Raw genomic sequence first — 25,812 nt, forward strand, 5'->3', positions numbered from 1 at the left:
CCCATGGATCAGATCCTCAATCAACGCAGCCTTCAGAACAATCCCTACAGTGCCCACTTTCTTCACCGGATCATACGTCAGAAGCCGGAAAAGATTAGATTTTCCAAAATCGAAATAAACTTCAGTCTTCACCGACGCCCAGTTTTGCAGAAGCCGGCTACGACCATACCATTTTATCCCGTAGGTGAGCGGATCATACTGAATTGGTCCGTGAAGGCTCATATTAAAATAGGCTTCGTCTAGTGCTCCGCGTGTTACCAGTTGCGCTGTCATGTTTGTGCTCATGGACCAGCCTATGACCCGGCGAGAGAACAGGTCGATGACGGCCGCAAAATACAGCCACCCTTCCGCCGTCCAGATATAGGTAAAGTCTGCAACCCACTTCTGGTTCGGCTTATCGGCGGCAAACTGGCGATCAAGAACGTTCGGTGCGGCAGTTGAGCGCTCGCCAGCATCTTTAGGCAACCCGCGCCGGCGTGGGCGAGCCTTCAGCCCCTGCAACTGCATAAGGCGCTCGACACGATGCAAACCACAGGCGATGCCCTCGGCGAGCAGATCATGTCAGACACGGCGGCTGCCGTAGGTCCTGAAGCTGGTTAGAAAGCTGGCCCTGACTTTTGCACCGACAGCTTCATCGCTTATCGAACGCTGGCTGGGAGGCCGGACGAGCCAACCGTGAAAGCCACTGCGCGAGACACCGAGCGCCTCGCAGAGCCAGGAAACCGGCCAGATCCCTCGGTGCTTCGCAATGAATCCGAACTTCATATGGAGTCCCTCGCGAAGTAGGCTGCGGCTTTTTTAAATATGTCACGCTCAGCTTTGAGTTTGGCTACCTCCTTGCGCAGGCGGTCGATCTCAAGCTGCTCCGGCTTCATTTGCCCCTTGCCGGGAAAGGCGTCTTTCGGGTCGACTGAAAATGCCTTCACCCATTTGCGCAGAACCGTCGCGTGAACATCCAGGTCACGGGATGCCTGGGCAACCGATACGCCACGCTCGGTGATTAATCTGACAGCCTCAATCTTAAACTCGCGGCTGAACTTTCTCTTTTCCATATGAACCTCCAGTTCGATGAACACCCTTTTCTCGGTGTCCGTCAAACCGGCAGCAGCTCACCCAGCCAGGTCTATTTCCCGAGCGATACATTTGAAGATGTCATTGATGGAAAGGTCGATCTCGAAGAAAAATCCAAATCTCGACGCGGCCGTCGTCATTTGGATGACCTAGAAAGCACGAAGCAAATATTCAGAACGCTTGTTCGTGGTCAGAAGGCTTTTAAAAATCAATTACAAATCATCGTTCTCGATCACGCCGACAAAAGAGCCTGGAGAGAGAATTTGGCGGAAGCTGGTAATTGGCGAAATGACGAGGACTTCCTTATTCCGCTAGCTTGGGGAGTGTAGGGCGCTGCGAATATCGGATGTCCGCTTTCGCGGAACGCTGATGCGGTTTGATGTCCGAATTGGCCAATAATTGGGCGCACTACTGCGATTTATTTCTGGCAACTCAACGGAACCAAATCGGTCCAATTATTTGCGTCGGAGTCCAGCCTTATGTGTCGGCCGACACGTTTGGAGCGGGTGAAGGGAATCGAACCCTCGTATTCAGCTTGGGAAGCTGCTGCTCTACCATTGAGCTACACCCGCAATCACAAGGTAAGGTGCTAGTGCCATAAGACAGGCGTTAGCGTCAACGGATATCGATGCCTAAAAAAGTCCGGCAGGGGAAACCATGCCGGACTTTTAGAACTCAGCTCGTCCAGCCACCACCCAATGCTCGGATCAGGCCGACCGTGGACTGGTACTGTGCCGCACGGACCTTCAGCGCCTGCCGACGGATGGCGAGCAGTTGCCGCTGGGCATCGAGCACCTCCAACTGCGATGACGAGCCATTGGTATAGCGTGATTGAGACATGGCCAGGGCCCGGCTGGCGGCGGAAACCGCCTGGTCCTGTGCCGTCTGCTGTTGTCTGAGGTAGGTCAGGTCCGAGAGTTGGTCCTCGACATCCGAGAGCGCCACAAGCGTGCTTTGCTGGTAGTCGGCGAAGGCGGCATCGAGGCCGCCTTTCGCATAGTCGATGCCGGCGTTGCGGCGGCCGCCATCGAAGATGGCCTGCGACAGTATGCCGGTCAGCGACCAGTTCTTTGCCGTGTCTTCGAATAGGTTGCCGAGGTCGCCCGAAGCGTAACCGCCGGACGCGGTCAGGCTGAGGGTCGGCAGCCACGCGGCTTTCGCAATGCCGACGCGTTTTTGCGCCGCCAGCAATGAGGCGTAAGATGCGGTGACATCAGGGCGGCGTTGCAGCACATCTGCGGGGATGCCGGCGGGGATCACCGGCACGGCGCTGGCCCAGGGCTCGCTCGACCACGCCACGGTGGCGATATCGAAATCGCTGGCGGGCTCACCGACCAGAACGGCCAAAGCGTGAGCCACCTGTGCGCGCTGCTGATCGAGCGCGGCGGCCTGCGCCTCTGTGGAGGCGACCTCGGCCTGCATCCGCGCCACGTCGATTTCGGCGACATCGCCTTCCTCAAAGCGGCGCTGGGTGACATCGAGGCTGCCGCGATAGGCGGCCAGCGTATCGCGGACGATGGCGCGGTCTTCATCAAGCGCGCGCAGGGCAAAATAGCTTTCGGCGACGCGCGACTGGATGAGAAGTTGCGTATCCTTCAGCAAGGCGTCCTGTGCCTGCGCATCCAGTTTGGCGGCCAAGGCAGCCTTCGACAGGCGGCCCGACAAATCGACCTCATAGCTGAGATCGAGGCCGAGACCATGCGCCGATGCCGGCTTCTGCGAACCGGGACTGAGCGTGGCGGTATTGGCGCCGGTGGTGGCCTGATAGCCGATGCCGGCCTGCGGCCACAGGTCCGCCTTGGACGAGCGGATCAGGGCCTGGGCCTGTTCCAGATGCGCCGCGGCCAGCTTGATGGTGTTGTTGCGGGTCATGGCGCGGGCGGTCAGGTCGTTGAGCACCGCATCATCGAAGACCAGCCACCAGGCCGTGCCCTGAGAAGGCGCGGGTGTGATGGCCGGTGTAGTACCGGCAAAAGCGGCAGGCGTCTCAAAAGATGCCTTTGCCAGCGGGGCGGTGGCGCAGCCGGTCAGAAGGAGAGCGGCCAGACTTAAGGTAGCGAAACGGGGCATGTGTGCCTCCCCAAAGCGCTTTCCTAAGAAAGCGCGTGAAAACAAGGAAACGACGAAAATTTGACGATCATTTTGATCGGATAATTTTCTAGTCGATATATTGAACATGCGGGGCCTCTTCGGGTTCGCCTTCGCCCTCCAGCGTCGAGGTGTGCGACTTCAGGGGACGATTGCCGGACAGGGCACGCAGCAGGACGTAGAAGAAAGGCGTCATGAACAGGCCGATAGCGGTGGCGCCGATCATGCCGGAGAAGACAGCCAGGCCCATGGCGCGGCGCATTTCCGAACCGGCGCCTTGGCTGACGACGAGCGGCAGCACACCCATGATGAAGGCGATCGAGGTCATCAGGATCGGGCGCAGACGCAGGCGACTGGCGCGGATGGCGGCCTCCAGCGGACTTAAGCCGGTCAGTTCGAGTTCGCGGGCGAATTCGACGATCAGGATGGCGTTTTTCGCCGACAACCCCACCAGAACGAACAGGCCGATCTGGGTGAAGATGTTGTTGTCGCCGTGCATGAGGAAGACGCCGATCATGGCCGACATCAGCCCCATCGGCACGATCAGGATGATCGACAGCGGCAGGACGACGCTTTCATACTGGGCGGCCAGAACGAGGAAGACGAGCAGGATGACCAGTCCGAAGACGAGGTTGGACGAGTCACCGGCCAGGATCTGCTGGTAGGTCAGTTCGGTCCATTCGTAGTCGATGCCCTGGGGCAGGGTCTCGGCGGCGATGCGCTTGATGGCGTCCTGTGCCTGGCCAGAAGAATAGCCGGGGGCCGGGCCGCCGGAGATATCGGCGGCGAGGTAGCCATTATAGCGGCTGGCGGTGACCGGGCCGGAGACCGGATCGACCTTCAGCACGGCGGCCAGCGGCACCATTTCGCCAGTCTTCGAGCGGACCTTCAGCGAGCCAATGTCCTCGGCACGGGCGCGGTAAGGCGCGTCGGCCTGGACCCGGACGCTGTAGGTGCGGCCGAAGCGGTTGAAGTCATTGACATATTGCGAGCCGAGATAGATCTGCATGGTCGAGAAGATATCGCTGACCGATACACCCAACTGACGGGCGCGGGTGCGGTCGATATCGGCGAACAGCTGCGGCGTATTGATATTGTAGCCAGAGAACACACCGGCCAGTTCCTTGGTCTGCGCCGCTTTGGCGACGAAGGTCTTGGTGGCTTCGTCGAGCTTCTGGTAGCCGAGGCCGGCGCGATCTTCGAGCTGGAGCTTGAAACCGCCTGTGGTACCTAAGCCGAGAAGCGGCGGTGGCGGGAACATGACAGAGTAGCCTTCCTGGATGCCGGCCAGCTTGCCGTTGAGTTGCATGGCGATGGCGCCAGCGGAGAGGGCCGCGCCATGACGTTCTGCGAAGGGCTTCAGTGGCATGAAGACGACCGCTTCATTGGGGGCGATGGTGAAACCGTTGATCGACAGGCCGGGGAAGGCCAGGGCGTGGGAAACGCCGGGTGTCTGCATGGCGATCTCGGAGACCTTGCGGGCCACGGCCTCGGTGCGGTCCAGGGTGGCGCCATCGGGCAGCTTGACCATACCGATCAGATAGGCCTTGTCCTGTTGCGGGATAAAGCCGCCGGGAACGACCTGGAACATGACGAAGGCCAGGGCCGCCAAGGCGCCATAGACGCCCAGCATCAGCCCCTTGCGGCCAGCGATCTTGCCGACGCTCTTGCCGTAGGACTCAGACGAGCGCTTGAAGGTGCGGTTGAAGACGCTGAAGAAGCCCCCCAGCCATTTATCCATAAAACGGGTCAGGCCGTCTTTCGGGGCGTTGTGCCCCTTCAGCAGCAAAGCGGCCAGGGCGGGGGAAAGGGTCAGGGAGTTGATCGCCGAAATCACGGTCGAGATGGCGATGGTGAGCGAGAACTGGCGGTAGAACTGGCCGCTGAGGCCGGTGATGAAGGCCAGCGGCACGAAGACGGCGACCAGAACGAGGGCAATGGCGATGATCGGGCCGGAGACTTCGCGCATGGCCTGAAGAGTGGCGTCACGCGGGGACTTGCCGGCTTCGATATTGCGCTCGACGTTTTCGACGACGACGATGGCGTCATCGACCACGATCCCGATGGCCAGCACAAGGCCGAACAGGGTGAGCGCATTTATGGTGAAGCCAAAGACGTGCATCACCGCGAAAGTGCCGATGACCGAGACCGGCACGGCCAGTAGCGGGATCAGCGAGGCGCGCCAGGTTTGCAGGAACAGGATGACGACGATGACGACCAGCGCGATGGCTTCCAGCAGGGTGTGGATGACCGAGTCGATCGATTCATGGACGTATTCGGAGGTGTCGTAGGCGATCTCGTAGGAGACGCCTTCCGGCATGGCCTTCTTCAGCTCTTCCATCGTCTCGTGGACGTCCCTGGAGAGCTGGAGCGAATTGGCGCCGGCCGTCTCAAAGATGGGGATGCCGACGGCGTTTTTGTTGTCGAGCAGGGAGCGCAGCGAATAATCAGCGGCGCCCATTTCGACGCGGGCGATATCGCCCAGGCGGGTGACAGCGCCATCAGTGCCGGTCTTGACGATGATGTTGCGGAAGTCTTCCTCGGTGGAGAGGCGGCCCTGGGCATTGACCGACAGTTGCAGGGTCAGGTCGGGGATGCCGGGCGAGCCGCCGATGACGCCGGCCGCGGCCTGGACGTTTTCAGAACGGATGGCGTCGGCGACATCGGACGGCGACAGGCCGCGTTCGGCGACCTTCTGCGGATCGAGCCAGACACGCATGGCGTACTCACCGCCGCCGAACATCTGGATCGGCCCCACGCCCTTGATGGCCTGGAGGCGGTCCTTGACGTGCAGCAGGGCGTAGTTGCGCAGATAGTTGACGTCATAGCGGCCGTTGGGCGAGGTCAGGTGGACGACCAGCGGCAACGAGGACTGCGACTTCTGCGTGGTGATACCAAGCGCGCGCACATCGGCCGGCAGCCGGGCTTCGGCCTGGGAGACGCGGTTCTGCACCATCTGCTGGGCCAGGTCGGCATTGGTGCCAAGCTTGAAGGTGATCGTCAGGGTCATCTGGCCGTCGGCGGTCGCCTGCGAGGACATGTAGAGCATGTTCTCGACGCCGTTGACCGACTCTTCGATGGGCGAGGCGACGGTTTCGGCGATGACGGCGGGCGAGGCGCCGGGATACATGGCGTGGACCACCACCTGCGGCGGCACCACTTCCGGATATTCGGAAACGGGCAGGACGCGTAAGCTAAGCAGGCCTGCCACGAGGAAGAGCAGGGACAGCACGCCGGCGAAGATCGGCCTGTCGATAAAGAATTTGGAGAGGTTCATGAGGGGGCCCTTTGGGCTGAATTTGAAGCAAGAAACCCCACCACCATCGGCTTCGCCAATGGTCCCCCTCCCCGACAAGCGGGGAGGTACGAAAGGGTGATTGCTGACTAAACTTAGGCTTCCGGCTTGGCTTTTGCGTCCATGGCGGCGACGGTTTCGGAAACCACCGAGCCGGGGCCGACATGCTGGATGCCGCTGACGATGATGCGCTCACCATCCTTCAGGCCGGAGGTGACGATGCGCAGGCCATTGGCGGTGCCGCCGAGCGTCACTTCACGATAGGCCACCTTGTGATCCTTATCGACCACATAGACGAAGCGCTTGCTCTGGTCGGTGCCGACCGCCAGTTCCGACACCAGCAGGGCCGGCTTTTCCTGCGCCGCGCCCATATGGACACGGACGAACTGGCCGGGGATCAGCTTGCCTTCCGGGTTCTGAAAGACGGCGCGGGCGCGCAAAGTCCCGCTCGTTCCGTCGAACTGGTTGTCGATCAGTTGCAGGTGGCCGGAGATCGACTCACCGCCATCGGCTTCCACGGTCACCGGAATGGTTTCCAGCGAGGTAGAGCCCAGATCGGAGATAGTGGTATGGATAACCTCTTCGTCGGCATCGAAGCTGGCATAGATCGGGCTGACCGAAACCAGCGTGGTCAGGATCGCCGCCTGCGGGCCGGAGCCGACGAGATTGCCGACGGTCACCTCGATGCGGCCGACACGACCGGAAACCGGTGCCCGCACCTGGGTATAGCTGAGGTTAAGGTTGGCCGATTGCAGCGAGGCACGGGCGGCGTCGAGATTGGCCTGCGCCGCCTTAAGGTCATTGGTGCGGCTTTCCAGTTCGGATTGGGCGATGGCGTGATCGGCCCACAGGCGCTGGGCGCGGGCCTGTTCGGAGGTGGCCAGGGTCAGACGGGCGGAGGCGGCGGAAACCTCGGCCTGCGCACGCGCGGCCTCGGCCTGGAAGGGGGCGGGGTCGATGGTCACCAGCAGATCGCCGGCCTTGACCAGCGCGCCTTCGCGGAAGTGGATGGCCTTGATGGCGCCGGCAACGCGCGGACGGATCTCGACGCGATCGACGGCTTCGAGGTGGCCGGAAAAGTCGGTCCACTGGGCGACGTTTTGCAGACTGACGACGGAAACGGTGACGGGCGTGGGCGCGCTGGCGGCGGGCTGGTTGGCGGCTTGTGTGCTCAGAGCGGTGCCGATACCGACGGCGGCCAGGACGGTCAGCGACACGGCGCCGGCGACGAGCATCTTGCGATAACGCTCAAGCTTCAGGGAGGAGACAACGGGATCGAACATGACGATATCCTTTGGGGAGTAAAGGAATGGGAGGGGGAACGCATACGGTTGGGCAAAAAAATCGGGCTGGCGTTTCTCGGTCGCTTCGGCTAATTTAATGCGGCGTCGCAGTTAAATAGTCCCGCCCCGTCATTTTGTAAACATATTTTTATGCGACATCGCAAATAAATATGTTAATGTGCCGGCAAGCGACCATTTGCCCCAGCGTTTTGGGCTTTGCGCGGCAGGGAAAAATGCTTAGACTGACAGTCTGCCAGAAACTGGCAACTGCCAGATTCTGGTAAGGAGTGCTGTGTCTTGGATGACCTGAAGACGATAGACCTGCCTGACGTGACATGCGGCGGGCAGGCGGCCGATCCGCAAGCCTGCGCCTGCGAGGCGCCGCGCAAGCGTGGCCGTCCGCGCGCCTTTGATCCGGATGCCGTGCTGGAAACGGTGCTGGAAATGTTCTGGATGCGCGGTTTCGCCAATACCTCGCTCGATGATATCTCCGCCGCTACCGGGGTAAGCCGGCCATCTCTGGCCGCCACGTTCGGCGACAAGGAAGCGCTTTATCTCAAGGCGATGGAACGCTACCGCAATGGTATATCGACCAAGCTGGATACGGTGCTGCAATGCACTGGCCGGGACGGCAGTTTGCGGGATATCATCAATCGCTATTTTGATGTGATGATCTCGTCCTATACTGGCGAGACCGAGGCCAGTGAGACGGAAGAATGCCTGGGGTGCGCCTTCATGTGCACGGCGCTTAACGAGGCGCCGCGCCACGAATCGATCATGAGCGTCCTGCAGGGCACGATCGAGGAGTTCGACGCGCGTTTCGAGCGCTTCTTCACGAAGGCGCAGGAACTGGGCCATATCGGTTCCAACCAGGATCCGAAGGTGATGTCGCAGATGATCACCTCGTTGACCTCCAGCCTGGCCGTCCGCGCCCGCGCCGGTGCCAGCCGCGAAGATTTGCAGAAGATTGTAGACGCGACGACGAGCTTCCTGTTTCCGTAATTTATCCTTATCAAGACGGCCGCTGGGTCAAATCATCTGGCTGGCTATTGGCGATTTACCGGCTTCTTATGTTGCCCGGCCTCTCTCACACATCATTCTTACCCATCGCTCCATAAGCTGATCCTAGCCGCTGAAGACCCTATTTCGGGACACCCGGCGGGTTCAAGGCTCAGGCGGGGTGTATGGCGGGTTTATGCCGGCGCCGCGCCTGGGCCCTTTATTCCCCTCGGATCAGGGCCGGCCTTAAGGCGTCGTGACGCACCACCGTCCCATGCCCGGCCGGTCCCTGGTTCTACTTCTGGACAATCCCGGCGAATTGGCGCTGATATGACCCGAACCGGGGAGATATCATGCGCGCACCACTGATCCTGACACTTGGCCTTTTCGCACTGGCTGGCTGCATAGCGCCGCCGCGGCAACCCTCACAGGTCATGAAGGACACCTTCTCGCAATGCACTTGGGGCAAGGTCGAGGGCAAGGCCCTGTCAATCTGGAGCTATGCCTGTCCGCCTGACGCCGGTGCTGTAAAATTGGCGCCTGACGACAAGGTCGGCGGGTTTATGGTCATTTCTAACGATGGCACCAATCATTTGCTGGGATACGATGTGATCCGCACCTTCCCGAAAGCGAAGGGCGCGCCGCTGGAATCGGTTCTGCCGGAGGTGCTGGCCGCCACCGGCAAGCATCAGGCGTCATGTGCGCTGGTCAAAACGGCCTATGGTGACTGGGGCGAGGTGTATGTGCTGGAGCCGACCGACGCCGAAAAAGCCGCCTATGACGCCGCCAACGCCATCGAACCGCAAGCAAATCCGTGTGGCGATCTCGGCATCGGCCCGGCGGGCGATCGCTTCTTCAAGGTGATGGCCGATGATCTGAAAAAGGTCATCTATTACGACATGGGCAGCGAGATTCAGATTTTCGATCCGGGTACGCTCAGGTCGAAATAGGCGGCGGCTAAAAAACGGAGCGGCCCAAAAAATAGAGCGGAAAGACGCATCTGAGGAAACGCCTTTCCGCCCGTTATCGTCGCAACCATCCGGCGGGAAAGAAGCGACAATCTCTTTGATTTATGGCTCCAAACCCTTCAGGGTTTAGCAAGGCCGCCAAGCCTGGTAAAAATGGCTGTCGCCCACGTTTGCGCGAGGCTCCCGGCGCTTGAGTACCTGATTAGTGCCGGCGATTCCACTCGTCGATCTGCTTGTCGGCTTCATCCTGGGCAATGCCGTAGCGTTCCTGAATCTTGCCGGCCAGCAGTTTGCGATCGCCTTCGATCACGTCGAGATCGTCATTGGTGAGCTTGCCCCACATCTTCTGGACATTGCCCTTGACCTGCTCCCAACTGCCCTGCATTCGGTCGTTGTTCATTCGATAATCTCCTGAAATCAATGAGTTATGTTGATTGACTCACTATAGGCAGTGGAAGCCTAAATTTTCGACGCTTGAGCGGCGCTGCAACATAAGGAAGACATAAGGCCGTTTGTCCGGCTTGATTTTGCCATCCTTATAATTGTATGATGACTGACAAATATATTGGGAGGTTTTCATGTCGAAACTGACGCGGCGCGGTGTCATGGTGCTGGGCGGAGCGTTGTCTCTGGCGGGGGCAGCCAAGGCACAAATCGCAGATACCGAACGCTGGGGGTTGTATGAAATCATCCTCGATGGCCCGAAAACCGGCAATCCCTTCACCGAAGTCAGCCTGTCGGCGGAATTCCGCAATGGCGCGCAGACCGTGCGTATGCCGGGGTTTTATGATGGCGACGGCGTCTATCGCATCCGTTTCAGCCCGGAAACCGAAGGCGCCTGGCAATGGCGCACCATGAGCAATGCGAAAGCGCTCGATGGCCGCACCGGCGGCTTTACCGCGCGGCCGGCCAGTGGTGACAATCATGGTCCGGTGCGCGTCACGCCCGATGGCTATCACTTCGCCTACGCCGATGGCACGCCCTTCCGCCAGATCGGCACCACGGCCTATGCCTGGGCGCAGCAGTCGGACGCGCAATGTGCCCTGACACTGCAAACGCTGAAAACCGCGCCATTCAACAAGATCCGCATGTGCGTCTATGCCAATGTGAAGGCCGAGCCGATCGAACCCTTTGCCTATACCGGCACACGCCCGAAGGATTGGGACGCAAAACGGTTCAATCCCGCCTTCTTCCGCCGCTTCGAAGACCGCGTGGCAAAGCTTCAGGCGCTGGGCATAGAGGCCGATATCATCCTCTACCACCCCTATGACAAGGTGCATGGCTATGGCGAAATGGCCCGCCCCGATGATGAGCGTTACCTGCATTATGTCATCGCCCGGCTTGGCGCCTACCGCAATGTCTGGTGGTCCATGGCCAATGAGTTCGATCTGGTGAAGGCGAAAACCCCGGCTGACTGGGACCATATCGGGCAATTCGTGGCCGACAGCGATCCGCATCAGCGCCTGCGCTCAATCCATAACTGCAAGGCGTTTTTTGATAACCGCAAGCCGTGGGTGACGCATTCCAGCATCCAGAACGGTATGTCGGTGAAGGATGATACCCGCGCCGAAATCTACCGCAGTGTCTGGGAAAAGCCGGTGGTCTTCGATGAGATCTGTTATGAGGGCAAGTCAGACCTGCGCTGGGGCAATCTGACCGGCGAGGAGATGGTGTCGCGCTTCTGGCATGGCCTGATCGCCGGCACCTATGTCGGCCATGGCGAGGTGCTGACCGCTGAAAACCTGAGCCCGGATGGCGGCTGGAGCGGTATCGGCGGGCGGCTGCTCGGTACCAGCGCGTCGCGTCTGGCCTTCCTGAAGACGGTGATGGAAGCCGGACCGAAGCCGGGTGTCGATCCGGTCGATAAATGGTGGGACCGCCATATCGGCGGCCAGGCCGGGCAGTATTACCTGCGCTATTTCGGTGATCAGATGCTCTCGGAATGGCCGCTCGAACTGCCGAAACAGGAACTCAGCGGCGGCGAACAGTTCCGTGTCGAGCTGATAGATACCTGGAACATGAAGGTCACGCCGGTCGAGGGTGTTTTCACCATGCAAAAGAAGGATGGCTACAGTTTCCACGATCCAGCGCGGCCGGTCATTGCCCTGCCTGGCCAGCCATGGATGGCGGTCAGGATCGTGCGGGTTTAGAAAAGGGTATCCGGCCGCTTTTGCGGCGTGCAGTAACCGGTTTCGCCGCGGTGCGCGTCCTTGCCGATGCGTTTGTTGTCGATCTCCTCGGCATAGAAGGCGCCGCTGGAGCGATCGAGCGTGATGCGCAGGGCCGAGCCGTGTTTCGTCACGCGGTTGACGAGATAATAGGCCGAGCCGGTGACATCAGCCGGGCACAAGACATCCAGGCAGATCGACTGGCGGATCAGCGATGGATGCGTCGGATCGACGCGCAGGAATTTGAAATCGGCGTGTTCATCCGGGAAAACCGGCGATGGGAAGAGATCGATATAGAAGACGCCCTGCGAGATGAAGCGCTTGCCTTCGGTGACCTGGGTTTCGCATTTCAGGCTGATCTGGTCCGCTGGCGGCAAGGGGCGCGACGATGGTGCCACAACCGGCGCCGGCGGCGGTGGATCGACAATCGGCTGCATGGTGATGGGCGCCGGCGCTATGGCGACCGGCGGCGACAGGGGTTCGAGCGCAGCCGGATGATCCGGTGTCAGGGCTTTCGCCATGTCGGGGCTGAGCGTGGTGGCATAGGGGATGGGGGTGGCCGGCGTCGTCAATACCGGCGCCGGTTTGGCGGCGACTTTTTTGCGCTTGACCACGGGCTTCGGCGCGGGTGCGTTTTCGTCGTAGGGCGTACCTTCGGCATGGGCCAGACCTGAAACACAGAGCGCCGAGGCCGCCATTAGCGCTAGGCAAAGCTTGAGCGCCGGTCTCATGCCTCCCTCCATCAGGCGTCCTCATCGAAACGATTATTGACCAGTTCGGCCAGGGCGGCCACGGCCTCTTCGGCCTGCGGGCCCTCGGCCTCGATGCCGATAACGGTGCCGATGCCGGCACCCAGCATCAGGAGGCCCATGATCGACTGAGCATCGACGCGGGTATCGTCCTTGATGACATAGGTCTGGGCGTCAAACGCCGAAGCCAGCTTGACGAACTTGGCGGAGGCCCGCGCGTGCAGACCCTTCATGTTGCAGATTTCGACCTCAGTACGCACGCCGGGCTCAGTCTCGCTCACTCGCATCCCCCCTTCAGTCAGGGCTTGTCGCGCCGGAGAATGCGGGCGTTCGGGGTTTTAGTCCAGAAAAAAGGAAGGGTCAGTTATCGCCGGAAAGCACGTAAGAGGCGACGGTGACGTATTTGCGGCCGGCTTCCTGGGCATGGCAGACGCAGGCGCCGAGGTCTTCGTTTTTGCGTAAGGAGGCCAGTTTGATCAGCATCGGCAGGTTGAGGCCGGCAATGACCTCGGCCTTGGTCTGTTCCATGACCGAAATGGCGAGATTGGAGGGGGTGCCGCCGAACATATCGGTCAGCAAGATGACGCCATCACCGGAATCGTTGGCAAAGGTGGCCTCCAGAATATCCTTGCGGCGCTGGGCGACATCGTCCTCGGGCCCGATACAGATGGCAGCCACCTGGGTCTGCGGGCCAACCACATGTTCCATCGCCGATACGAACTCGTCAGCCAGCTTGCCGTGAGTCACGATGACCAGTCCGATCATTAAAGCAACATCCTTACTAACGCCTTGGGCTTGTCACCATTAAGCGGGGTAGCCCGTCATACTAGTCCCGATTTCATCGCACTGCAAAACGAGATTATGTGTGTCCAGCAAATTTTGCGCCGCAACAGATCCGGTGTGCCAAATATGCCAGAGGCCGTATTTACAGGGTATGAATGAGCCCGAGAGCTGACCTTTAGGTAAGTCTTTTTAAGCAATTTTCAAGCGGTGAAGGAGTTTGCTGACACTGGAAGCTTCGCGCGGATTGAGGCGGATCGTCGGGATGGCCTGTCCCAGAATGGGCGTAATTTCGTTTTCGGGCAGGCGCTCGATCGGATCGGACTGTGCCAGGACGGCCAGGTGGATGCGCGTCATCTTGCGCGTTTCCGCCGTCATGATGCCCAGTCCGCGAATCTCCATGCGGCCTTCGATGGTTTCCGGCGCGCCGGCATAAAGCTGCCCGCCGGAAGTCCACAGAACGCTGTAATCGTCGCTCACCAGGGCACAGCCGGTATATCCGGCCGCTTCGATCAGGCGCAGGGCCAGGTCGCTCTTGCCGCTGCCGGATGGCCCCATGATCAATACGCCGCGCCACGCCTGACCGATATGCAGGCTTAAGGACGTAGCGTGGATGATCAGTTTGCTCATGCCGGTATCTAGGCACGGATGGCGGACTGTGAAAGTCGTTTCTAGCGCAGGAGGTAAGGAAAATGCTTCATGACGAACTCCTACCTGATCCTTATTTCCCCTTGGCCAGATCATCGAAGGCGCGGAGTGTGGTGATCAGTTCCTGCATCTTGTCGATATAGATCATATTGGGGCCATCGGAAGGCGCATGATCCGGGTCTTCGTGGGTTTCGATAAACACCGCCGAGACCCCGACCGCGCAGGCGGCGCGGGCCAGCACCGGCGCGAACTCACGCTGACCGCCGGAGGTGGTGCCCTGGCCGCCGGGTTGCTGCACGCTGTGGGTGGCGTCGAACATCACCGGATAGCCGGTCTGGGCCATGATCGGCAGGCCGCGGAAATCGCTGACCAGGGTGTTGTAACCAAAAGATGTCCCGCGATCGCACAGCAGGATGCGCTCATTGCCCGTGCTGGCGATCTTGTTGGCGACGTTCTTCATGTCCCACGGCGCCAGGAACTGACCCTTCTTGACATTGATTGTGCGACCAGTGGCGCCGGCGGCCAGCAGCAGATCGGTCTGGCGGCACAGGAAGGCCGGTATCTGGATGACATCGACCTGCTTGCCCACCGGCTCGCACTGGCCGGCATCATGTACGTCGGTCAGCACCGGGCAGCCGAACTTCTCCCGCACGGCGGCCAGGATATCGAGGCCCTCATCCATGCCGATACCCCGCGCCGTCCCGATGCTGGAGCGGTTGGCTTTATCATAGCTCGACTTGTAGATGAACTTGGTGCCGGAAGGCGCGCAGGCTTCGGCGATCTTCTCGGCCATCATCAGGGCGTGATCGAGGCTCTCGATCTGGCAGGGCCCGGCGATCAGGACGAAGGGTTCATCGCCGCCGACCGTGATCTTCGGCTGGCCGAAATCACCGATTTCGAAGGTCTTCGTTTTGACGTGCTGCGGCTGGATCGACATGGGTATGCTTCCTTAAATCACTTGCCTAAATTACTTGTTCAATGCGGGCGACATCGACGGGGTTGTTCAGTTCCCAGAACACGCGGCCACGGCCATCGACCTCGACGCAGCGGATCGACATGCCGTTTTCGAGGAAACGCAGTTGCTCCAGGCCTTCATAGGTTTCCAGCGGGCCGACCGGCCATTTGAGATAGCTGTTCAGCGCCTCGCCGCGATAGGCATAGACGCCGACATGGTGGAAGACCGGGATGGTGTCGCCCTCGCTGAACGTCTTGCCCGTATAGGGAATGACTTCCTTGGAGAAATAAAGGGCGTTCATGTGGCGATCAAACACCGCCGTGGTGCCGCCGACGCGGCCATTCTGACGGTCCTCGACGAAATTGGCATAGGTCTGGGCGTCGCAGCGCAGGACAGGCGTGGCCATCTGGGCGTCGGGATAGGTCTTCATCTCGCGGATCAGGTCTTCGACGAACCAGGCCGGGGTCAGTGGCGCATCCCCTTGCAGGTTGACATAGAGATCAGCCGACTCTTTCAGCTTGTGCATGGCCTCGGCGCAGCGCTCCGTACCGTTGGCGCAGGTTTCCGAGGTCATGATCACCTGCGCGCCGAAGGCCTCGGCGGCATCGCGGATACGGTCATCATCGGTGCAGACATAGACGCTTGCCACGCCTTCGACGGCGCTGGCCGCTTCCCAGGAACGCTGGATCAGCGACTTGGCCACGCCGTCTTTACCAGTCAGCTTGACCAGCGGCTTGCCGGGATAGCGCGTGGAGGCATAGCGCGCGGGAATGAGAATGATGGTCTTCATTTAAGCGACACTTTCTTAGGCTACCCCGGCGCGCAGGCAATCGTGGATATGGATCAGGCCGACCGGCTTGCTGTGGTCATCGACCGCGAACAGGCAGGTGATCTTCCTGTCGTTCATGATGCCCAGCGCCTCAGCGGCCAGGGCATCGGGGCGGATGGTGCGCGGACCGACGTGCATCACCTGCTTGGCGGTCTTGTCCATCAGGCCGGACATATTGCGGCGCAGGTCGCCGTCGGTGATGATGCCGGTCAGCTTGCCGTTGACATCGGTGATCCCGACCACGCCGAAGCTCTTGGCGGTCATGACCAGCAGGGCGTCGCCCATCGGCGTTTGCTCAGCCACCAGCGGCAGGGCGTCACCGGTGTGCATCAGGCCGGAAACCGGCAGCAGTTGCGCACCCAGTTTGCCGCCGGGATGGAAGGTCTTGAAATCGGTCGGCTGGAAACCGCGCTTTTCCATGATCGCCACGGCCAAAGCATCACCGAGCGCCAGGGTCATGGTGGTGGAGGTGGTCGGCGCCATGCCGATCGCGCAGGCTTCCGGCGCATTGGGCAGGACGAGCGCGATATCGGCCGCCTTGAGCAGGGTCGAGTCCGGGCGCGAGGCCACGCCGATCAGCGGGATCTGGAAGCGGCGGGTATGGTGGATAATATCGCTCAGTTCCGAGGTCTCACCGGAATTGCTCAGCACCACGACCACATCATCGGGCGTGATCATGCCGAGATCGCCGTGCGAGGCTTCAGCCGGGTGGACGAACTGCGCCGGCGTGCCGGTGGAGGCGAGCGTCGCGGTGATCTTGGCTGCGATATGGCCCGACTTGCCCATGCCGGAGAGGATCACCCGCCCCTTGACGGCGTACATCACCTCAACCGCCCGCACGAACGATTCCGACAGCGAACCGGCAAACAGCAGCAGGGCCTCGCCCTCGGTGCGCATCACCCGCGCGCCGGTAGCGAGAATCTCGGTGCGGCTGTTGATTTCGGAGGGCGGGCTTAAGGTCATAGTCAATCCATATGGTGCGCGCGCCCCTCTTAGCAAGGTTGGCAAGGGGGGACAATCCAAATGCGCAGATTGCTCCTCACAAGGACTTCACCTAGTATTGCATCATATTTAAAGGGGCAGAATTCATGAAAATCTCAAAAGTCGCCGTGGGCATTGGCGGATTGATCATTGCATTTATTGCCATATTTGGAGCCATTCTAATCTATTTAGGTGTCCGTTTGCTGTGGCAGGATGATGTATTAGCACAAGCTTGCTCTAAAGAAGCCGGCACTAATTCATTCTCTAACTGCCTGACAGCCTTTACAAATGATCTTACTTTCTGGGGAATATCCGTTGCCGTCATACAAGCGGTGCTTTCGACACTAGGACTTGTATTTACCGGTTGGGCAGCTTTAGAAGCCGCGAAAGCGGGGCAAGCAGCCAAAGATTCTATCGACCATTCCCGCAGAGAATATCTAGCCAGCTTTCCACCCGAATTAAACTTCCGAAAACTGGAACTTTTGATTTTCAATCCGCCAGATGCGCCTAAAATTCAATGCGCAGTAAGAAACATTGGCATTTCCAGATGTAAGGTAATTGGCATCGCTCTACGCTGCGAATATGGGGATGGAAGCATTCCTTTGCCGCCGCCGCTTTCTTTAGAGATGCCTTATCTAGACAATGCCGGGCAGCCACAGGTCTTACTGCCCGGCCAAGAACAGAATTTTGTTATGGACGCGGATATCACGCCGGAAGCCATAAGTTTGATCGATACAGCCAGAGCGTATAGAGCTACCGGCAACAAAGACTTCGACAGCACAATGCAAATATACGCTGGATGGCGCATTCGTTATGTGGATGACATCGGCGTCGAGCGCGTAACAGATGGAGTTTCGAAGTACGACCTGAACATGAATCGCTTTGTGGCTTGTGACCCCGATAATAAAAGCTAAAACGAGTGAGCTTTATGCCACTAGCGTGTCAGTCGCTAGCCATAGAAGTATTATCCATGCAACCGTCCGCCTCACCGCCCATTCATCCCCTTGCCCCTTTTCTGCAGCCGGTCCGGCGCTGGATCAGGCGCACCCTGCTTGTCCTGCCGGGGCCAGTGCGCGAGTTCGTGCTGTTCGGGTTGAAGATGGCGTGGTCGTGCCTGTTCGGCGCCGGGATGCTGGGCCTGATGATCGTCACGCACCTGGTCTGGCCAGTTCATAGTCCGATCTATCGTTATGATTTCCTGCTGGCGGCCGCTATCGCCATTCAATGCCTGCTGCTATGGACGCGACTGGAAACCTTCGACGAAGTGAAGGTGATTTTCCTATACCATATCACCGGCACGATCATGGAAATCTTCAAGACCCATATGGGTTCGTGGACCTATCCGGAGCCGTCGATTTTCCATATCGGCGGGGTGCCGCTGTTCACCGGCTTCATGTATGGCAGCGTCGGCTCGTTCATCGCCCGCGCCGTCCGCGTCTTCGACATGCGCTTTTCACACTACCCGAAACCCTGGGTGACCTATGCGCTGGCCCTGGTGATCTATGTGAACTTCTTCACGCATCATTTCCTGTTCGATTTCCGCTACCTGATCTTCGCGGCGATTTTCGTGATCTATTTCCGCTGCTTTGTCTTCTTCCGCATCGACCGGGCCGTCCATTCCATGCCCTATCTGCTGGCCGGCACCCTGACGGCCTTCTTCCTGTGGCTGGCGGAAAACATCGGCACCTTCACTCACACCTGGAGCTACCCCGGCAAGGCGTGGCATCTGGTGTCGATCCAGAAGATGGGCGCCTGGGGGCTTTTGCTGATCATCAGCTTTGTGACAGTGACGCTGATCTTCAAGCCGAAAGCCCCCGATGGTGAAGCGGAAAAATCGGGCGGATATCGCTTCTGGTTTCGTGGATTAGCGCCGCGCGACCAGGTTTGACAGGGCTTCCAGGTAATCAGCAAATGCCTTACGGCCGGCGGGTGTGATATGGACGCGGGTCAGCGGCTTGCGGCCCTGGAAGCTCTTGATGATCTCGACATAGCCAGCCTCCTCCAGCTTGCGCAGATGGACCGACAGATTACCTTGGGTCGCTTCCAGCACCGCCTTTAGCTCATTGAAATCAGCGGCTTCGGCGTCCATCAGATAGGCCATTATGCCCAGACGCAGACGTCCGTGAATGGCATCGTCCAGCTTGTTTATATCAAAGCCGGCCATACTCAGTTCTCCAAATGCTTAGGCATTTGGCAAGCGCGCCATAGAAGCGTGCTAACGCTTCGCTGCTTGAGCACAAATCGCGCCGCCGCTGATGCGGCGAGCCTTCGCGGCGCTTGAGCGAGAAAAATGATGTCGAAACCAGACATTATTTCCGCGCCTGCCGCATCATGTACCAGCCGCCGCCGCCCATAATGACGGACAGGGCCAGACCCAGCACCAGCACATAGTGCGGGCTGCCGATCAGCAGACCCAGGGCGAAGGTGGTGATGAACCAGCCGATGGAGATGATCGCCAGCCAGGCTTCCCGGCGGATCATGTAGGCGGTGAACCACACGGCGCCCTGAAAGGCGCAGACCGTGATCGGATACAGCAGCCAGATCAGAATGCTCTTTTCGGTGATGGCGGTGTAGGCAAACACACCAACCATGAAGAGATTGGCCAGCCCCGCGCTGCTGAAGGCGGCATTGAGCGCCCGCGTCGCCACGCCGTTCTTCGGCACCTTGCGATCGCGCCACAGGATGACGCACATCACCGCTAGAAAGACCACAGTCGGCAATATGCCGGCAATCAAATTGCCCCACATGCCGATATTGACGATACCCGCCAGATGCACCCACTGCACCAGGCATTGCAGGCCATAGCATACGCCGCCGGCCAAATAGAGCGCGCCGCCGGAAATCCGCACCCGCGCGCCTTCGCTGACCAGTGCCTTTACAAAGGCCAGATCGGCCTGAATATCCTTGCTCATGCGTCGCCTCCCTTCTGGCGGCGATCCAGCGCCATCATCATCCAGCCCGAACCACCCATCAGCAGGATCAGGGCGATGCCGAGAATGAGCAGGTAGGTTTGGGTCTGGCGGATTAGCAGCCCCAGCGTCACGGTGGTGACGAACCAGCCGGCGGAAACGCCCACCAGCCACAATTTGCGCCGGATCATATAGGCGACATACCAGACCGCACCCAGAAAGGCGCAGATGACCACCGGATAAAGCAGCCAGATCAGCATGTTTTTCTGCGTGCTGGCGACATAGCCGAAGACGATGGCAATGGCGAGATTGGCGAGGCCCGCGGAGCCATAGGCGGCATTGAGCGCCCGCGTGGCGACGCCTTGTTCTCCGTTCTTTCGGCTTTGCCAGGAGACGTAGATGATAACCGGGACAGACACGACAATGGGGAACAGGATCAGAGTCCAATTTATCAGCGCGCTCTGCGGCCAGCCGAACGCGCCTTGCGCCCAATAGGCCAGGCAATCGAGGCCATAGGCCAGCCCGGCAGTCAGGAAGACGATGCCGGCCGCCCCTTGCGCCTTCGGGCCCTCGCTGACGAGGGCCTTCAGGAAGGCAAGGTCTTTATGGACGTCCTCGCCCGGTTCAGTCATGCCCCATCTCCTAACAAAGCCTCCTGGCCATGGCCTGCGCGTTTCACCTTGCGGCGACGGCCGTTGAGAATCGCCCCGATGAAGGTATAGCGTACCATAATTTGATAGGTGAGAAGCCCGATCATCACGGTGGCCAGCAAAACCCCGCCGAATTTCAGCTCGGCCGGCCCGGGCAGGTTGCGCACCGCCAGTTGCAGGCCCATTACCACCGGAATGTGCAGGATGTAGATCCAGTAGGAGGCATCCGACAGATAGCGTAGCACCGGGTTTTCGCGTTTCAGAAAAGCATGGGCGGCGCCGATCAGGCCAAGCGTCCACGACCAGCCGGTCAGCAGGTAAAGCGCCAGATAGATCGGATGGTCGCTGCCTTTTGCGGGCGTTATAACGGCAGTAATACCGACCATATTCAGGCAGATGACCGTGCCGATCACCGCCGCAGACAGATGCGCCCACCAGCGCCTGGCCAGATGGGCCAGCAGGTCCGGTGAGCGGTGCAGGAACCAACCAAAGGCAAAGGCCGTAGCGAAACCAGAGAGGGCGGACGTATTGATTACCACGCCCGCATCCGGGGTCGGGATGCCGAACCATATCAGCCAGGCCGGATTGGCATAGAGGGCGGCAAAGGCCGGCAGGATCAGCACGGCGCCGATCAGATCGGTGCGGGTCAGGAAACCGACGACGGCGTCCAACATCCGTCCCAGCCCTTTGCCGATATGCAGCACGTCCGTCACAAGCTTGAGAACGACAGCGCCGCCGTAGAGCCACAGCAGGGCATAGAGGAACCACAGATGGGTCAGAGGAAAGGTCTTGGCCGATAATGGCGGCGGCGGGGCGGCGGGGACGGCCGGTGCGCCCGGCGGTGGCGCAAAGGCGATGATCATGATGGCAATGATCGAGGCAAAGACGATCGGCCAGAAGATGGCCAGCGGCGCGCCGACGCGGATCAGCCGGTTTTTGATGAAGCCACCCAGGCCGCGCTTGCTCATCAGCATATGGGCGAAGAACCCGGCCATGACGAAGAAGGTCATCATGCGGAACATGTGGATGACGTAGAACAGCACGGCTAGTCCCGTCGAGGAATTGGCATCCTTGATGAGCCAGACCTGGGGCTCGATAAAGGACATGGTGGTGTGCAGAGCGACGCCGAGCAGAAGCGCGCCGGCCCGCACGGCATCGAGATCGTGAAAACGCTCGGAATGGGTACTCACAGACATATTGGCTGTCTCAGACATAATGACCTCCCGTCAGGGCCGATTGCCCCAATAGCGGCACAGATATATCAACAAGTTTGAAATGTAAACCAGTTTATCAATTTCAAGATTGCCTGTCGTCATCAAAGCTTCGATAAATCATGTGAAAAGGGGCGGGTATGAACGACGCAATCGATAAAAAATCACGCAGCCCGGCCTTCGCCTGGCGGCTTCTGCGCCTTGCCGGCCTTGGTTTGGCCGGTACCTGTCTGGCCGCGTGGCTCCTGGCGGTCGGGTATCTGTATATCGAGCAGCGCCACCTGCTTTTCTTTCCCGAACCGGAGACCGAAGCCCTCGCCATAAAGGGCCTGGCCTTGCAGGATGTGCGCATCCATACGCCCGATGGCGAAACCCTGCAGGCGCTTTATGAAGCGCCCCGGCCGGGCCAGCCGGTCATCCTGTTCCTGCACGGCCAAAGCGGCACCTTGATGATGGGCAAGTGGCGCTATATCCGGATGCACAAACAGGGGGTGGGTTATCTGGCGCTCGCTTATCGCGGCTATTCCGGCTCCACCGGCACGCCATCGGAAAAGGGGCTGCTGATCGATGGCCTGGCCGCCTATGACTGGCTGAAGGCAAAAGGTTTCCGCGATTCCGATATCGTCATCCATGGCCACAGCCTGGGCACCGGCGTCGCTACCTACGTCGCCACCCAGCGGCCTGCGCGCGCTCTTATTCTGGAAGCGCCCTTTACCGCCGCCAGCGATGTCGGGGCCGAGCGCTATCCACTCATTCCGGTATCATTTCTGATGAAGGACAAATTCCTGAACCGCGAGCGCATCAGGGATGTCCATATGCCGGTGCTGATCGCTCATGGCGACAAGGACAGCGTCATTCCCTTCCAGGAGGGCGAACGCCTGTATGCCCTGGCCAATCAGCCGAAGGTATTCGTGCGAATGCACGGGTCAGAGCATAATACCCTGACCCGTGACGGTGTTTATCCTCATTATTGGAAGTTTCTGGGGTTGCCGGAGACAGATATCGATCCGGCGCTGGTGATCAGGAAATAGTTATTGGGTGAGTGCCTTGGCGCGGCCGACATCGACGCTGGCGACCACCGCTTTCAGGGTGCCCATATCGACATTATCGCCTTCTGCCGCCACGCTGATGCGGCCATCGGAAACAATGGCGTATTCACCGTGCTTGGCCGCATTGTCCCATTTCTCCGTGACCATGCGGCCGTTTTCGGTGGTGACCTTCTCATAGCCTGTAGCGCTGCTGCTTGACGAGTTCAGGTTCATCGCCGCCGCCATGGCGCCGATGCCGGCCACCGTGCCCATGTCAGTGACCGTGACATTCACCGTGCCGTCGCCAATATGATAGGTGCCCTTTGCGGTGGAGACAGCGATGCCGCCCGCGCCGCCGGAACTGGTATTGTCATCGGTGCGTGCGGCACCGTTATAGGACGGTGGCAGCAGGGCCAGCAGCGCCGAGGCGTCGGCCAGCTTGACCACCGACTGGCCCGTCTGGGCGGCCGAGGCTTGCGCCGCCATCTGGTTGGCCGCGGCTTCCATCTGATTGGCGGCCTCTTCCATCTTGGAGACATTGGGCGCGACGATCGCGTGATTATTGAACGCGAAGCCACCCATGTGCCCCATCCCGCCAGTGGCCATCATGCCGGCGCTGGTAACGGCACCGGCAACAGCGCCTATGATCATGGCCAGGACGATATAAACAATCGCCACAACGATCATGTAGACCACGGTTTTATCGGCGGGGTTCTTCATCAGTTTCGGCAGGCCGAGATAGAAGAGGTATATGCCGTAGAGTGCGCCAAGCAGGGTCAGTATGCCGAGCATCGGAAACAGGCCGAAGATGGAAGCCACCCAGCCGGCCGTAGACGCATAGGCGGCAAGCTTGAGCGCCTGGATGAAGTTTTTCTGGCCGTTGAAACTGGGCGCCAGCCCATCGATGACGAGCGCCACGACATAGATCATGATCAGCGACAGCACATAGCTCAATATCGCGCCGACAATCGCCATCAGCAGAGGTGTATGGTAGGAAATGCCGAACGCGCCAATGCCAAATACCACGCCACCAATGGCGCTGGCTATCGGGCCTATGGCGGCCAGTGGCATGATATAGCTGGTATAGAGCTGCTGGACCGTCGGTGTTTCGCGCTCGATCACGTCCCAGGTTGGCGAGGGTTTCAGTAGGATGGCCTGCACCCGTTCGATCAGATTGTTCGGGTTTTTCGGATTGGCGTAAGGATTGGGGTCCGGCGCTTGCACGGGGGGAACGGAGTCGTCGGTCATGGTGTGGGATCGCCCTGTCAGTGGATAATAAATACGCTGGCACTGGCGGGGCGCAGTCAGATTTTGCCCCAATAAGGCGAGCATGGCCAAAAAAGAACCCCCGGTCAATCAACCGGAGGCCCTTTCGTTTCAACGTTTTCGTGAAGTCATCATTCCTTGAAATCGATATGCCGGTTGTCCCTGATAGTGAACAGGCCGATCAGGACTGTCAGGGCGGCGATACCCACCGGATACCACAGGCCGTCATAGATGCCGCCGGTCGCTGCCACGATGGTGAAGGTGATGAAGGGCAGCAGCCCGCCGAACCAGCCATTGCCGAAGTGATAGGGCAATGACATGGCGCTGTAGCGGATACGCGCCGGGAACATTTCCACCAGGGCCGCCGCCATCGGCGCATAGACCATAGTCACCAGAACGACCAGCAGGGTCAGGATGCCGATGGTTTTCGGGAAATCGATCTGCGCGGTGTCGGCCTTGGCCGGATAACCGGCGGTTTTCAGGGCCGCGCCCACCTGTTCGGCGAAATCGGCCTGCCCGGCTTTCAGCGCGTCGGCGGCCAGCCCCCGGCCCTCGAAGGCGGGGATGACCGTCTGGCCGATACGCACGCTGGCGACTGTGCCTGCGGGGGCGGCTTCATTGGTGTAGCTGATGCCGCCCTTGGCGAGATACGACTTGGCGATATCGCACGATTGCAGGAACTTCGCCTTGCCGACTGGATCGAACTGCACGGCGCAGGCCGCCTGATCGGCCACGACCACGACCGGCGACGCTTTCTGTGCGTGCTCGAGCGCCGGGCTGACGGCGCCGGTCAGCATCTGGAACAGCGGGAAATAGCCGATCGCCGCCAGAGCCAGGCCGGCCAGGATGATCGGCTTACGGCCGATGCGATCTGACAGCCAGCCGAAGAAGATGAAGAAGGGGGTGGCGATGACCAGGGCCGCGCCGATCAGCCAGTAGGAGGTGGCGAGATCGACATGCAGCATTTTCTGCAGGAAGAACAGGGCGTAAAACTGGCCGGTATACCATACCACACCTTGCCCCATGACGAGGCCGAACAGGGCGATCAGCACGATCTTCAGGTTCGACCATTTCAGGAAGGCTTCGGAAAGCGGCGATTTCGCCGTGCGGCCTTCTTCCTTCATGGCCTGGAAAACCGGGCTTTCATTGAGCTTCATGCGGATCCAGATCGAGACCAGCAGTAGCACGATAGAGAACAGGAACGGTAGCCGCCAGCCCCACTCCTTGAAATCTGCTTCGGAGACATAGTGTTGGGTCACGCCGATAGCGACCAGGGCCAGCAGCAGGCCGAGCGTGGCGGTAGTCTGAATCCAGGCGGTCATCTGGCCGCGCTTGTTATCCGGTGAGTGCTCGGCCACGTAGGTGGCGGCGCCGCCATATTCGCCGCCCATGGCCAGGCCTTGCACCAGCCGCAGGCCGATCAGGATGATGGGGGCGGCTATGCCGATCTGGTGATAGGTGGGCAGGACGCCGACCAGGAAGGTGGAGAGGCCCATGATGATCATGGTGATCAGGAAGGTGTGCTTGCGGCCCACCTTGTCGCCCATGCCGCCGAAGACCATGGCGCCGAAGGGCCGGACGATGAAGCCGGCGGCAAGAGCCAGAAGCGCGAAGATGAAGGAGGTGGTCGGGTTGATGCCCTTCACCTCGAAGAACTGCGCCCCCATGATGGCGGCCAGCGTGCCGAAAATGTAGAAATCGAACCATTCGAAGATGGTGCCGAGCGATGACGCTCCGATCACCAGAGCCATGCTTTGTTTTTTATGCGCCGTTTCGCCCATAACGTCTCAACCCCTTGCTTTGCCTGTGCACCCGATTACCGGATGTGACTTTTGTCTGTTTGAAAACAGAAATGGCACAGGCGCGGCGTATCGGCAAGGGATTAGCCTTGGTCGAGAAAAAACCCTCCGGCGATTTCGCGCCGGAGGGTTTGA

At 59.8% G+C, this 25,812-nt stretch carries 24 protein-coding genes, 1 tRNA gene and 1 pseudogene; 7 read left to right on the top strand and 19 right to left on the bottom strand.

The window, feature by feature from the left end:
* Nucleotides 1–252: 252 nt before the first annotated feature.
* Nucleotides 253–1,052 (bottom strand): annotated as a pseudogene (locus BLO49_RS12735) (IS3 family transposase); the annotation flags it as partial.
* On the opposite strand from BLO49_RS12735, the gene BLO49_RS12740 reads away from it, so the two are divergent.
* Nucleotides 1,053–1,400 (top strand): DUF3732 domain-containing protein, encoded by a 348-nt coding sequence (locus tag BLO49_RS12740; protein WP_090649245.1) that lies wholly within the window; start codon nucleotides 1,053–1,055, stop codon nucleotides 1,398–1,400.
* Between the two features lie 169 nt (nucleotides 1,401–1,569).
* On the opposite strand, the gene BLO49_RS12745 is transcribed toward BLO49_RS12740, so the two are convergent.
* The 4 genes from BLO49_RS12745 to BLO49_RS12760 all read right to left on the bottom strand — a co-directional run bounded on the left by BLO49_RS12745 (nucleotide 1,570) and on the right by BLO49_RS12760 (nucleotide 7,737).
* Nucleotides 1,570–1,643 (bottom strand) — tRNA-Gly (locus BLO49_RS12745).
* Nucleotides 1,644–1,746: 103 nt separating this feature from the next.
* Nucleotides 1,747–3,141, bottom strand: coding sequence for an efflux transporter outer membrane subunit (locus tag BLO49_RS12750; RefSeq protein ID WP_090649248.1), 1,395 nt, complete (start codon nucleotides 3,139–3,141; stop codon nucleotides 1,747–1,749).
* A gap of 88 nt (nucleotides 3,142–3,229) precedes the next feature.
* Complete coding sequence (locus BLO49_RS12755) at nucleotides 3,230–6,436, bottom strand: efflux RND transporter permease subunit (RefSeq protein WP_090649251.1); 3,207 nt, start codon at nucleotides 6,434–6,436, stop codon at nucleotides 3,230–3,232.
* Between the two features lie 113 nt (nucleotides 6,437–6,549).
* A complete protein-coding gene (locus BLO49_RS12760; RefSeq protein ID WP_090649254.1) occupies nucleotides 6,550–7,737 on the bottom strand; it encodes an efflux RND transporter periplasmic adaptor subunit in 1,188 nt (395 codons plus the stop codon).
* Nucleotides 7,738–8,034: 297 nt separating this feature from the next.
* On the opposite strand from BLO49_RS12760, the gene BLO49_RS12765 reads away from it, so the two are divergent.
* Both BLO49_RS12765 and BLO49_RS12770 read left to right on the top strand, forming a co-directional pair.
* A complete protein-coding gene (locus BLO49_RS12765) occupies nucleotides 8,035–8,739 on the top strand; it encodes a TetR/AcrR family transcriptional regulator (RefSeq protein WP_090649259.1) in 705 nt (234 codons plus the stop codon).
* A gap of 350 nt (nucleotides 8,740–9,089) precedes the next feature.
* Nucleotides 9,090–9,686, top strand: a complete 597-nt coding sequence (locus tag BLO49_RS12770) for a hypothetical protein (RefSeq protein WP_090649262.1) — start codon at nucleotides 9,090–9,092, stop codon at nucleotides 9,684–9,686.
* A gap of 220 nt (nucleotides 9,687–9,906) precedes the next feature.
* Here the strand turns inward: BLO49_RS12770 and BLO49_RS12775 are convergent, their stop codons facing one another.
* Nucleotides 9,907–10,104 carry a CsbD family protein gene (locus BLO49_RS12775; RefSeq protein WP_090649265.1) on the bottom strand — a complete coding sequence of 66 codons (198 nt, stop codon included), beginning with the start codon at nucleotides 10,102–10,104 and terminating at the stop codon, nucleotides 9,907–9,909.
* 178 nt (nucleotides 10,105–10,282) lie between these two features.
* Here BLO49_RS12775 and BLO49_RS12780 point away from each other — a divergent pair, with 178 nt between their 5' ends.
* A complete protein-coding gene (locus BLO49_RS12780) occupies nucleotides 10,283–11,854 on the top strand; it encodes a DUF5060 domain-containing protein (protein ID WP_090649268.1) in 1,572 nt (523 codons plus the stop codon).
* On the opposite strand, the gene BLO49_RS12785 is transcribed toward BLO49_RS12780, so the two are convergent.
* From BLO49_RS12785 to BLO49_RS12815, 7 genes are all read right to left on the bottom strand, one after another.
* A complete protein-coding gene (locus tag BLO49_RS12785) occupies nucleotides 11,851–12,603 on the bottom strand; it encodes a hypothetical protein (RefSeq protein WP_139159689.1) in 753 nt (250 codons plus the stop codon). The genes BLO49_RS12780 and BLO49_RS12785 overlap by 4 nt on opposite strands.
* 11 nt (nucleotides 12,604–12,614) lie before the next feature.
* A complete protein-coding gene (locus tag BLO49_RS12790) occupies nucleotides 12,615–12,902 on the bottom strand; it encodes an HPr family phosphocarrier protein (protein ID WP_281187260.1) in 288 nt (95 codons plus the stop codon).
* Nucleotides 12,903–12,981: 79 nt separating this feature from the next.
* The gene (locus tag BLO49_RS12795) at nucleotides 12,982–13,386 is read right to left on the bottom strand and encodes a PTS sugar transporter subunit IIA (protein ID WP_090649276.1); all 405 of its coding nucleotides are present in this window, start codon (nucleotides 13,384–13,386) and stop codon (nucleotides 12,982–12,984) included.
* Between the two features lie 207 nt (nucleotides 13,387–13,593).
* Entirely contained in the window at nucleotides 13,594–14,031 is a 438-nt protein-coding gene (locus BLO49_RS12800; RefSeq protein ID WP_090649279.1) for an HPr kinase/phosphorylase, read from the bottom strand.
* 91 nt (nucleotides 14,032–14,122) lie between these two features.
* On the bottom strand, nucleotides 14,123–14,986 hold the full coding sequence (kdsA, locus tag BLO49_RS12805) for a 3-deoxy-8-phosphooctulonate synthase (protein WP_245679017.1): 864 nt from the start codon (nucleotides 14,984–14,986) through the stop codon (nucleotides 14,123–14,125).
* 25 nt (nucleotides 14,987–15,011) lie between these two features.
* Complete coding sequence (locus tag BLO49_RS12810; protein ID WP_090649282.1) at nucleotides 15,012–15,794, bottom strand: 3-deoxy-manno-octulosonate cytidylyltransferase; 783 nt, start codon at nucleotides 15,792–15,794, stop codon at nucleotides 15,012–15,014.
* A 15-nt stretch (nucleotides 15,795–15,809) separates the two neighbouring features.
* A complete protein-coding gene (locus BLO49_RS12815) occupies nucleotides 15,810–16,796 on the bottom strand; it encodes a KpsF/GutQ family sugar-phosphate isomerase (protein ID WP_090649285.1) in 987 nt (328 codons plus the stop codon).
* A gap of 125 nt (nucleotides 16,797–16,921) precedes the next feature.
* Here BLO49_RS12815 and BLO49_RS12820 point away from each other — a divergent pair, with 125 nt between their 5' ends.
* Entirely contained in the window at nucleotides 16,922–17,728 is an 807-nt protein-coding gene (locus BLO49_RS12820; protein ID WP_090649288.1) for a hypothetical protein, read from the top strand.
* A gap of 56 nt (nucleotides 17,729–17,784) precedes the next feature.
* Nucleotides 17,785–18,702, top strand: a complete 918-nt coding sequence (locus tag BLO49_RS12825) for a DUF817 domain-containing protein (RefSeq protein ID WP_090649291.1) — start codon at nucleotides 17,785–17,787, stop codon at nucleotides 18,700–18,702.
* Here the strand turns inward: BLO49_RS12825 and BLO49_RS12830 are convergent.
* The 4 genes from BLO49_RS12830 to BLO49_RS12845 all read right to left on the bottom strand — a co-directional run bounded on the left by BLO49_RS12830 (nucleotide 18,679) and on the right by BLO49_RS12845 (nucleotide 21,587).
* Nucleotides 18,679–18,978, bottom strand: coding sequence for a winged helix-turn-helix domain-containing protein (locus tag BLO49_RS12830; protein WP_090649294.1), 300 nt, complete (start codon nucleotides 18,976–18,978; stop codon nucleotides 18,679–18,681). The two genes, BLO49_RS12825 and BLO49_RS12830, sit on opposite strands and share 24 nt — an antisense overlap.
* 145 nt (nucleotides 18,979–19,123) lie before the next feature.
* A complete protein-coding gene (locus BLO49_RS12835) occupies nucleotides 19,124–19,726 on the bottom strand; it encodes a hypothetical protein (RefSeq protein ID WP_090649297.1) in 603 nt (200 codons plus the stop codon).
* Nucleotides 19,723–20,355 (bottom strand): hypothetical protein, encoded by a 633-nt coding sequence (locus BLO49_RS12840; protein WP_090649300.1) that lies wholly within the window; start codon nucleotides 20,353–20,355, stop codon nucleotides 19,723–19,725. The genes BLO49_RS12835 and BLO49_RS12840 overlap by 4 nt, the downstream gene beginning before the upstream one ends.
* Entirely contained in the window at nucleotides 20,352–21,587 is a 1,236-nt protein-coding gene (locus BLO49_RS12845) for an acyltransferase family protein (RefSeq protein ID WP_245679018.1), read from the bottom strand. Before BLO49_RS12845 ends, BLO49_RS12840 begins: the two co-directional genes overlap by 4 nt.
* Nucleotides 21,588–21,724: 137 nt before the next feature.
* Between BLO49_RS12845 and BLO49_RS12850 the strand changes: the two genes are divergently transcribed.
* A complete protein-coding gene (locus BLO49_RS12850; protein WP_139159690.1) occupies nucleotides 21,725–22,615 on the top strand; it encodes an alpha/beta hydrolase in 891 nt (296 codons plus the stop codon).
* Here the strand turns inward: BLO49_RS12850 and BLO49_RS12855 are convergent, their stop codons facing one another.
* Together BLO49_RS12855 and BLO49_RS12860 are read right to left on the bottom strand one after the other, a co-directional pair.
* On the bottom strand, nucleotides 22,616–23,860 hold the full coding sequence (locus tag BLO49_RS12855) for a Yip1 family protein (RefSeq protein ID WP_170828335.1): 1,245 nt from the start codon (nucleotides 23,858–23,860) through the stop codon (nucleotides 22,616–22,618). It lies immediately after the preceding gene.
* A gap of 149 nt (nucleotides 23,861–24,009) precedes the next feature.
* Nucleotides 24,010–25,629: an MFS transporter gene (locus BLO49_RS12860; protein ID WP_245679019.1), complete on the bottom strand. Its 1,620-nt coding sequence runs from the start codon at nucleotides 25,627–25,629 to the stop codon at nucleotides 24,010–24,012.
* Nucleotides 25,630–25,812 lie beyond the last annotated feature (183 nt).

The sequence above is a fragment of the Asticcacaulis taihuensis genome (assembly GCF_900100255.1).
Lineage (GTDB): Bacteria > Pseudomonadota > Alphaproteobacteria > Caulobacterales > Caulobacteraceae > Asticcacaulis > Asticcacaulis taihuensis.

Bases quoted from the DNA above. Each gene is read 5' to 3' on its own strand.
- BLO49_RS12740 (WP_090649245.1), top strand. From the start codon at position 1,053: ATGAACCTCCAGTTCGATGAACACCCTTTTCTCGGTGTCCGTCAAACC.
- BLO49_RS12750 (WP_090649248.1), bottom strand. From the start codon at position 3,141: ATGCCCCGTTTCGCTACCTTAAGTCTGGCCGCTCTCCTTCTGACCGGC.
- BLO49_RS12755 (WP_090649251.1), bottom strand. From the start codon at position 6,436: ATGAACCTCTCCAAATTCTTTATCGACAGGCCGATCTTCGCCGGCGTG.
- BLO49_RS12760 (WP_090649254.1), bottom strand. From the start codon at position 7,737: ATGTTCGATCCCGTTGTCTCCTCCCTGAAGCTTGAGCGTTATCGCAAG.
- BLO49_RS12770 (WP_090649262.1), top strand. From the start codon at position 9,090: ATGCGCGCACCACTGATCCTGACACTTGGCCTTTTCGCACTGGCTGGC.
- BLO49_RS12775 (WP_090649265.1), bottom strand. From the start codon at position 10,104: ATGAACAACGACCGAATGCAGGGCAGTTGGGAGCAGGTCAAGGGCAAT.
- BLO49_RS12780 (WP_090649268.1), top strand. From the start codon at position 10,283: ATGTCGAAACTGACGCGGCGCGGTGTCATGGTGCTGGGCGGAGCGTTG.
- BLO49_RS12785 (WP_139159689.1), bottom strand. From the start codon at position 12,603: ATGAGACCGGCGCTCAAGCTTTGCCTAGCGCTAATGGCGGCCTCGGCG.
- BLO49_RS12795 (WP_090649276.1), bottom strand. From the start codon at position 13,386: ATGATCGGACTGGTCATCGTGACTCACGGCAAGCTGGCTGACGAGTTC.
- BLO49_RS12800 (WP_090649279.1), bottom strand. From the start codon at position 14,031: ATGAGCAAACTGATCATCCACGCTACGTCCTTAAGCCTGCATATCGGT.
- kdsA (WP_245679017.1), bottom strand. From the start codon at position 14,986: ATGTCGATCCAGCCGCAGCACGTCAAAACGAAGACCTTCGAAATCGGT.
- BLO49_RS12810 (WP_090649282.1), bottom strand. From the start codon at position 15,794: ATGAAGACCATCATTCTCATTCCCGCGCGCTATGCCTCCACGCGCTAT.
- BLO49_RS12815 (WP_090649285.1), bottom strand. From the start codon at position 16,796: ATGACCTTAAGCCCGCCCTCCGAAATCAACAGCCGCACCGAGATTCTC.
- BLO49_RS12820 (WP_090649288.1), top strand. From the start codon at position 16,922: ATGAAAATCTCAAAAGTCGCCGTGGGCATTGGCGGATTGATCATTGCA.
- BLO49_RS12825 (WP_090649291.1), top strand. From the start codon at position 17,785: ATGCAACCGTCCGCCTCACCGCCCATTCATCCCCTTGCCCCTTTTCTG.
- BLO49_RS12830 (WP_090649294.1), bottom strand. From the start codon at position 18,978: ATGGCCGGCTTTGATATAAACAAGCTGGACGATGCCATTCACGGACGT.
- BLO49_RS12835 (WP_090649297.1), bottom strand. From the start codon at position 19,726: ATGAGCAAGGATATTCAGGCCGATCTGGCCTTTGTAAAGGCACTGGTC.
- BLO49_RS12840 (WP_090649300.1), bottom strand. From the start codon at position 20,355: ATGACTGAACCGGGCGAGGACGTCCATAAAGACCTTGCCTTCCTGAAG.
- BLO49_RS12845 (WP_245679018.1), bottom strand. From the start codon at position 21,587: ATGTCTGAGACAGCCAATATGTCTGTGAGTACCCATTCCGAGCGTTTT.
- BLO49_RS12850 (WP_139159690.1), top strand. From the start codon at position 21,725: ATGAACGACGCAATCGATAAAAAATCACGCAGCCCGGCCTTCGCCTGG.
- BLO49_RS12855 (WP_170828335.1), bottom strand. From the start codon at position 23,860: ATGACCGACGACTCCGTTCCCCCCGTGCAAGCGCCGGACCCCAATCCT.
- BLO49_RS12860 (WP_245679019.1), bottom strand. From the start codon at position 25,629: ATGGCTCTGGTGATCGGAGCGTCATCGCTCGGCACCATCTTCGAATGG.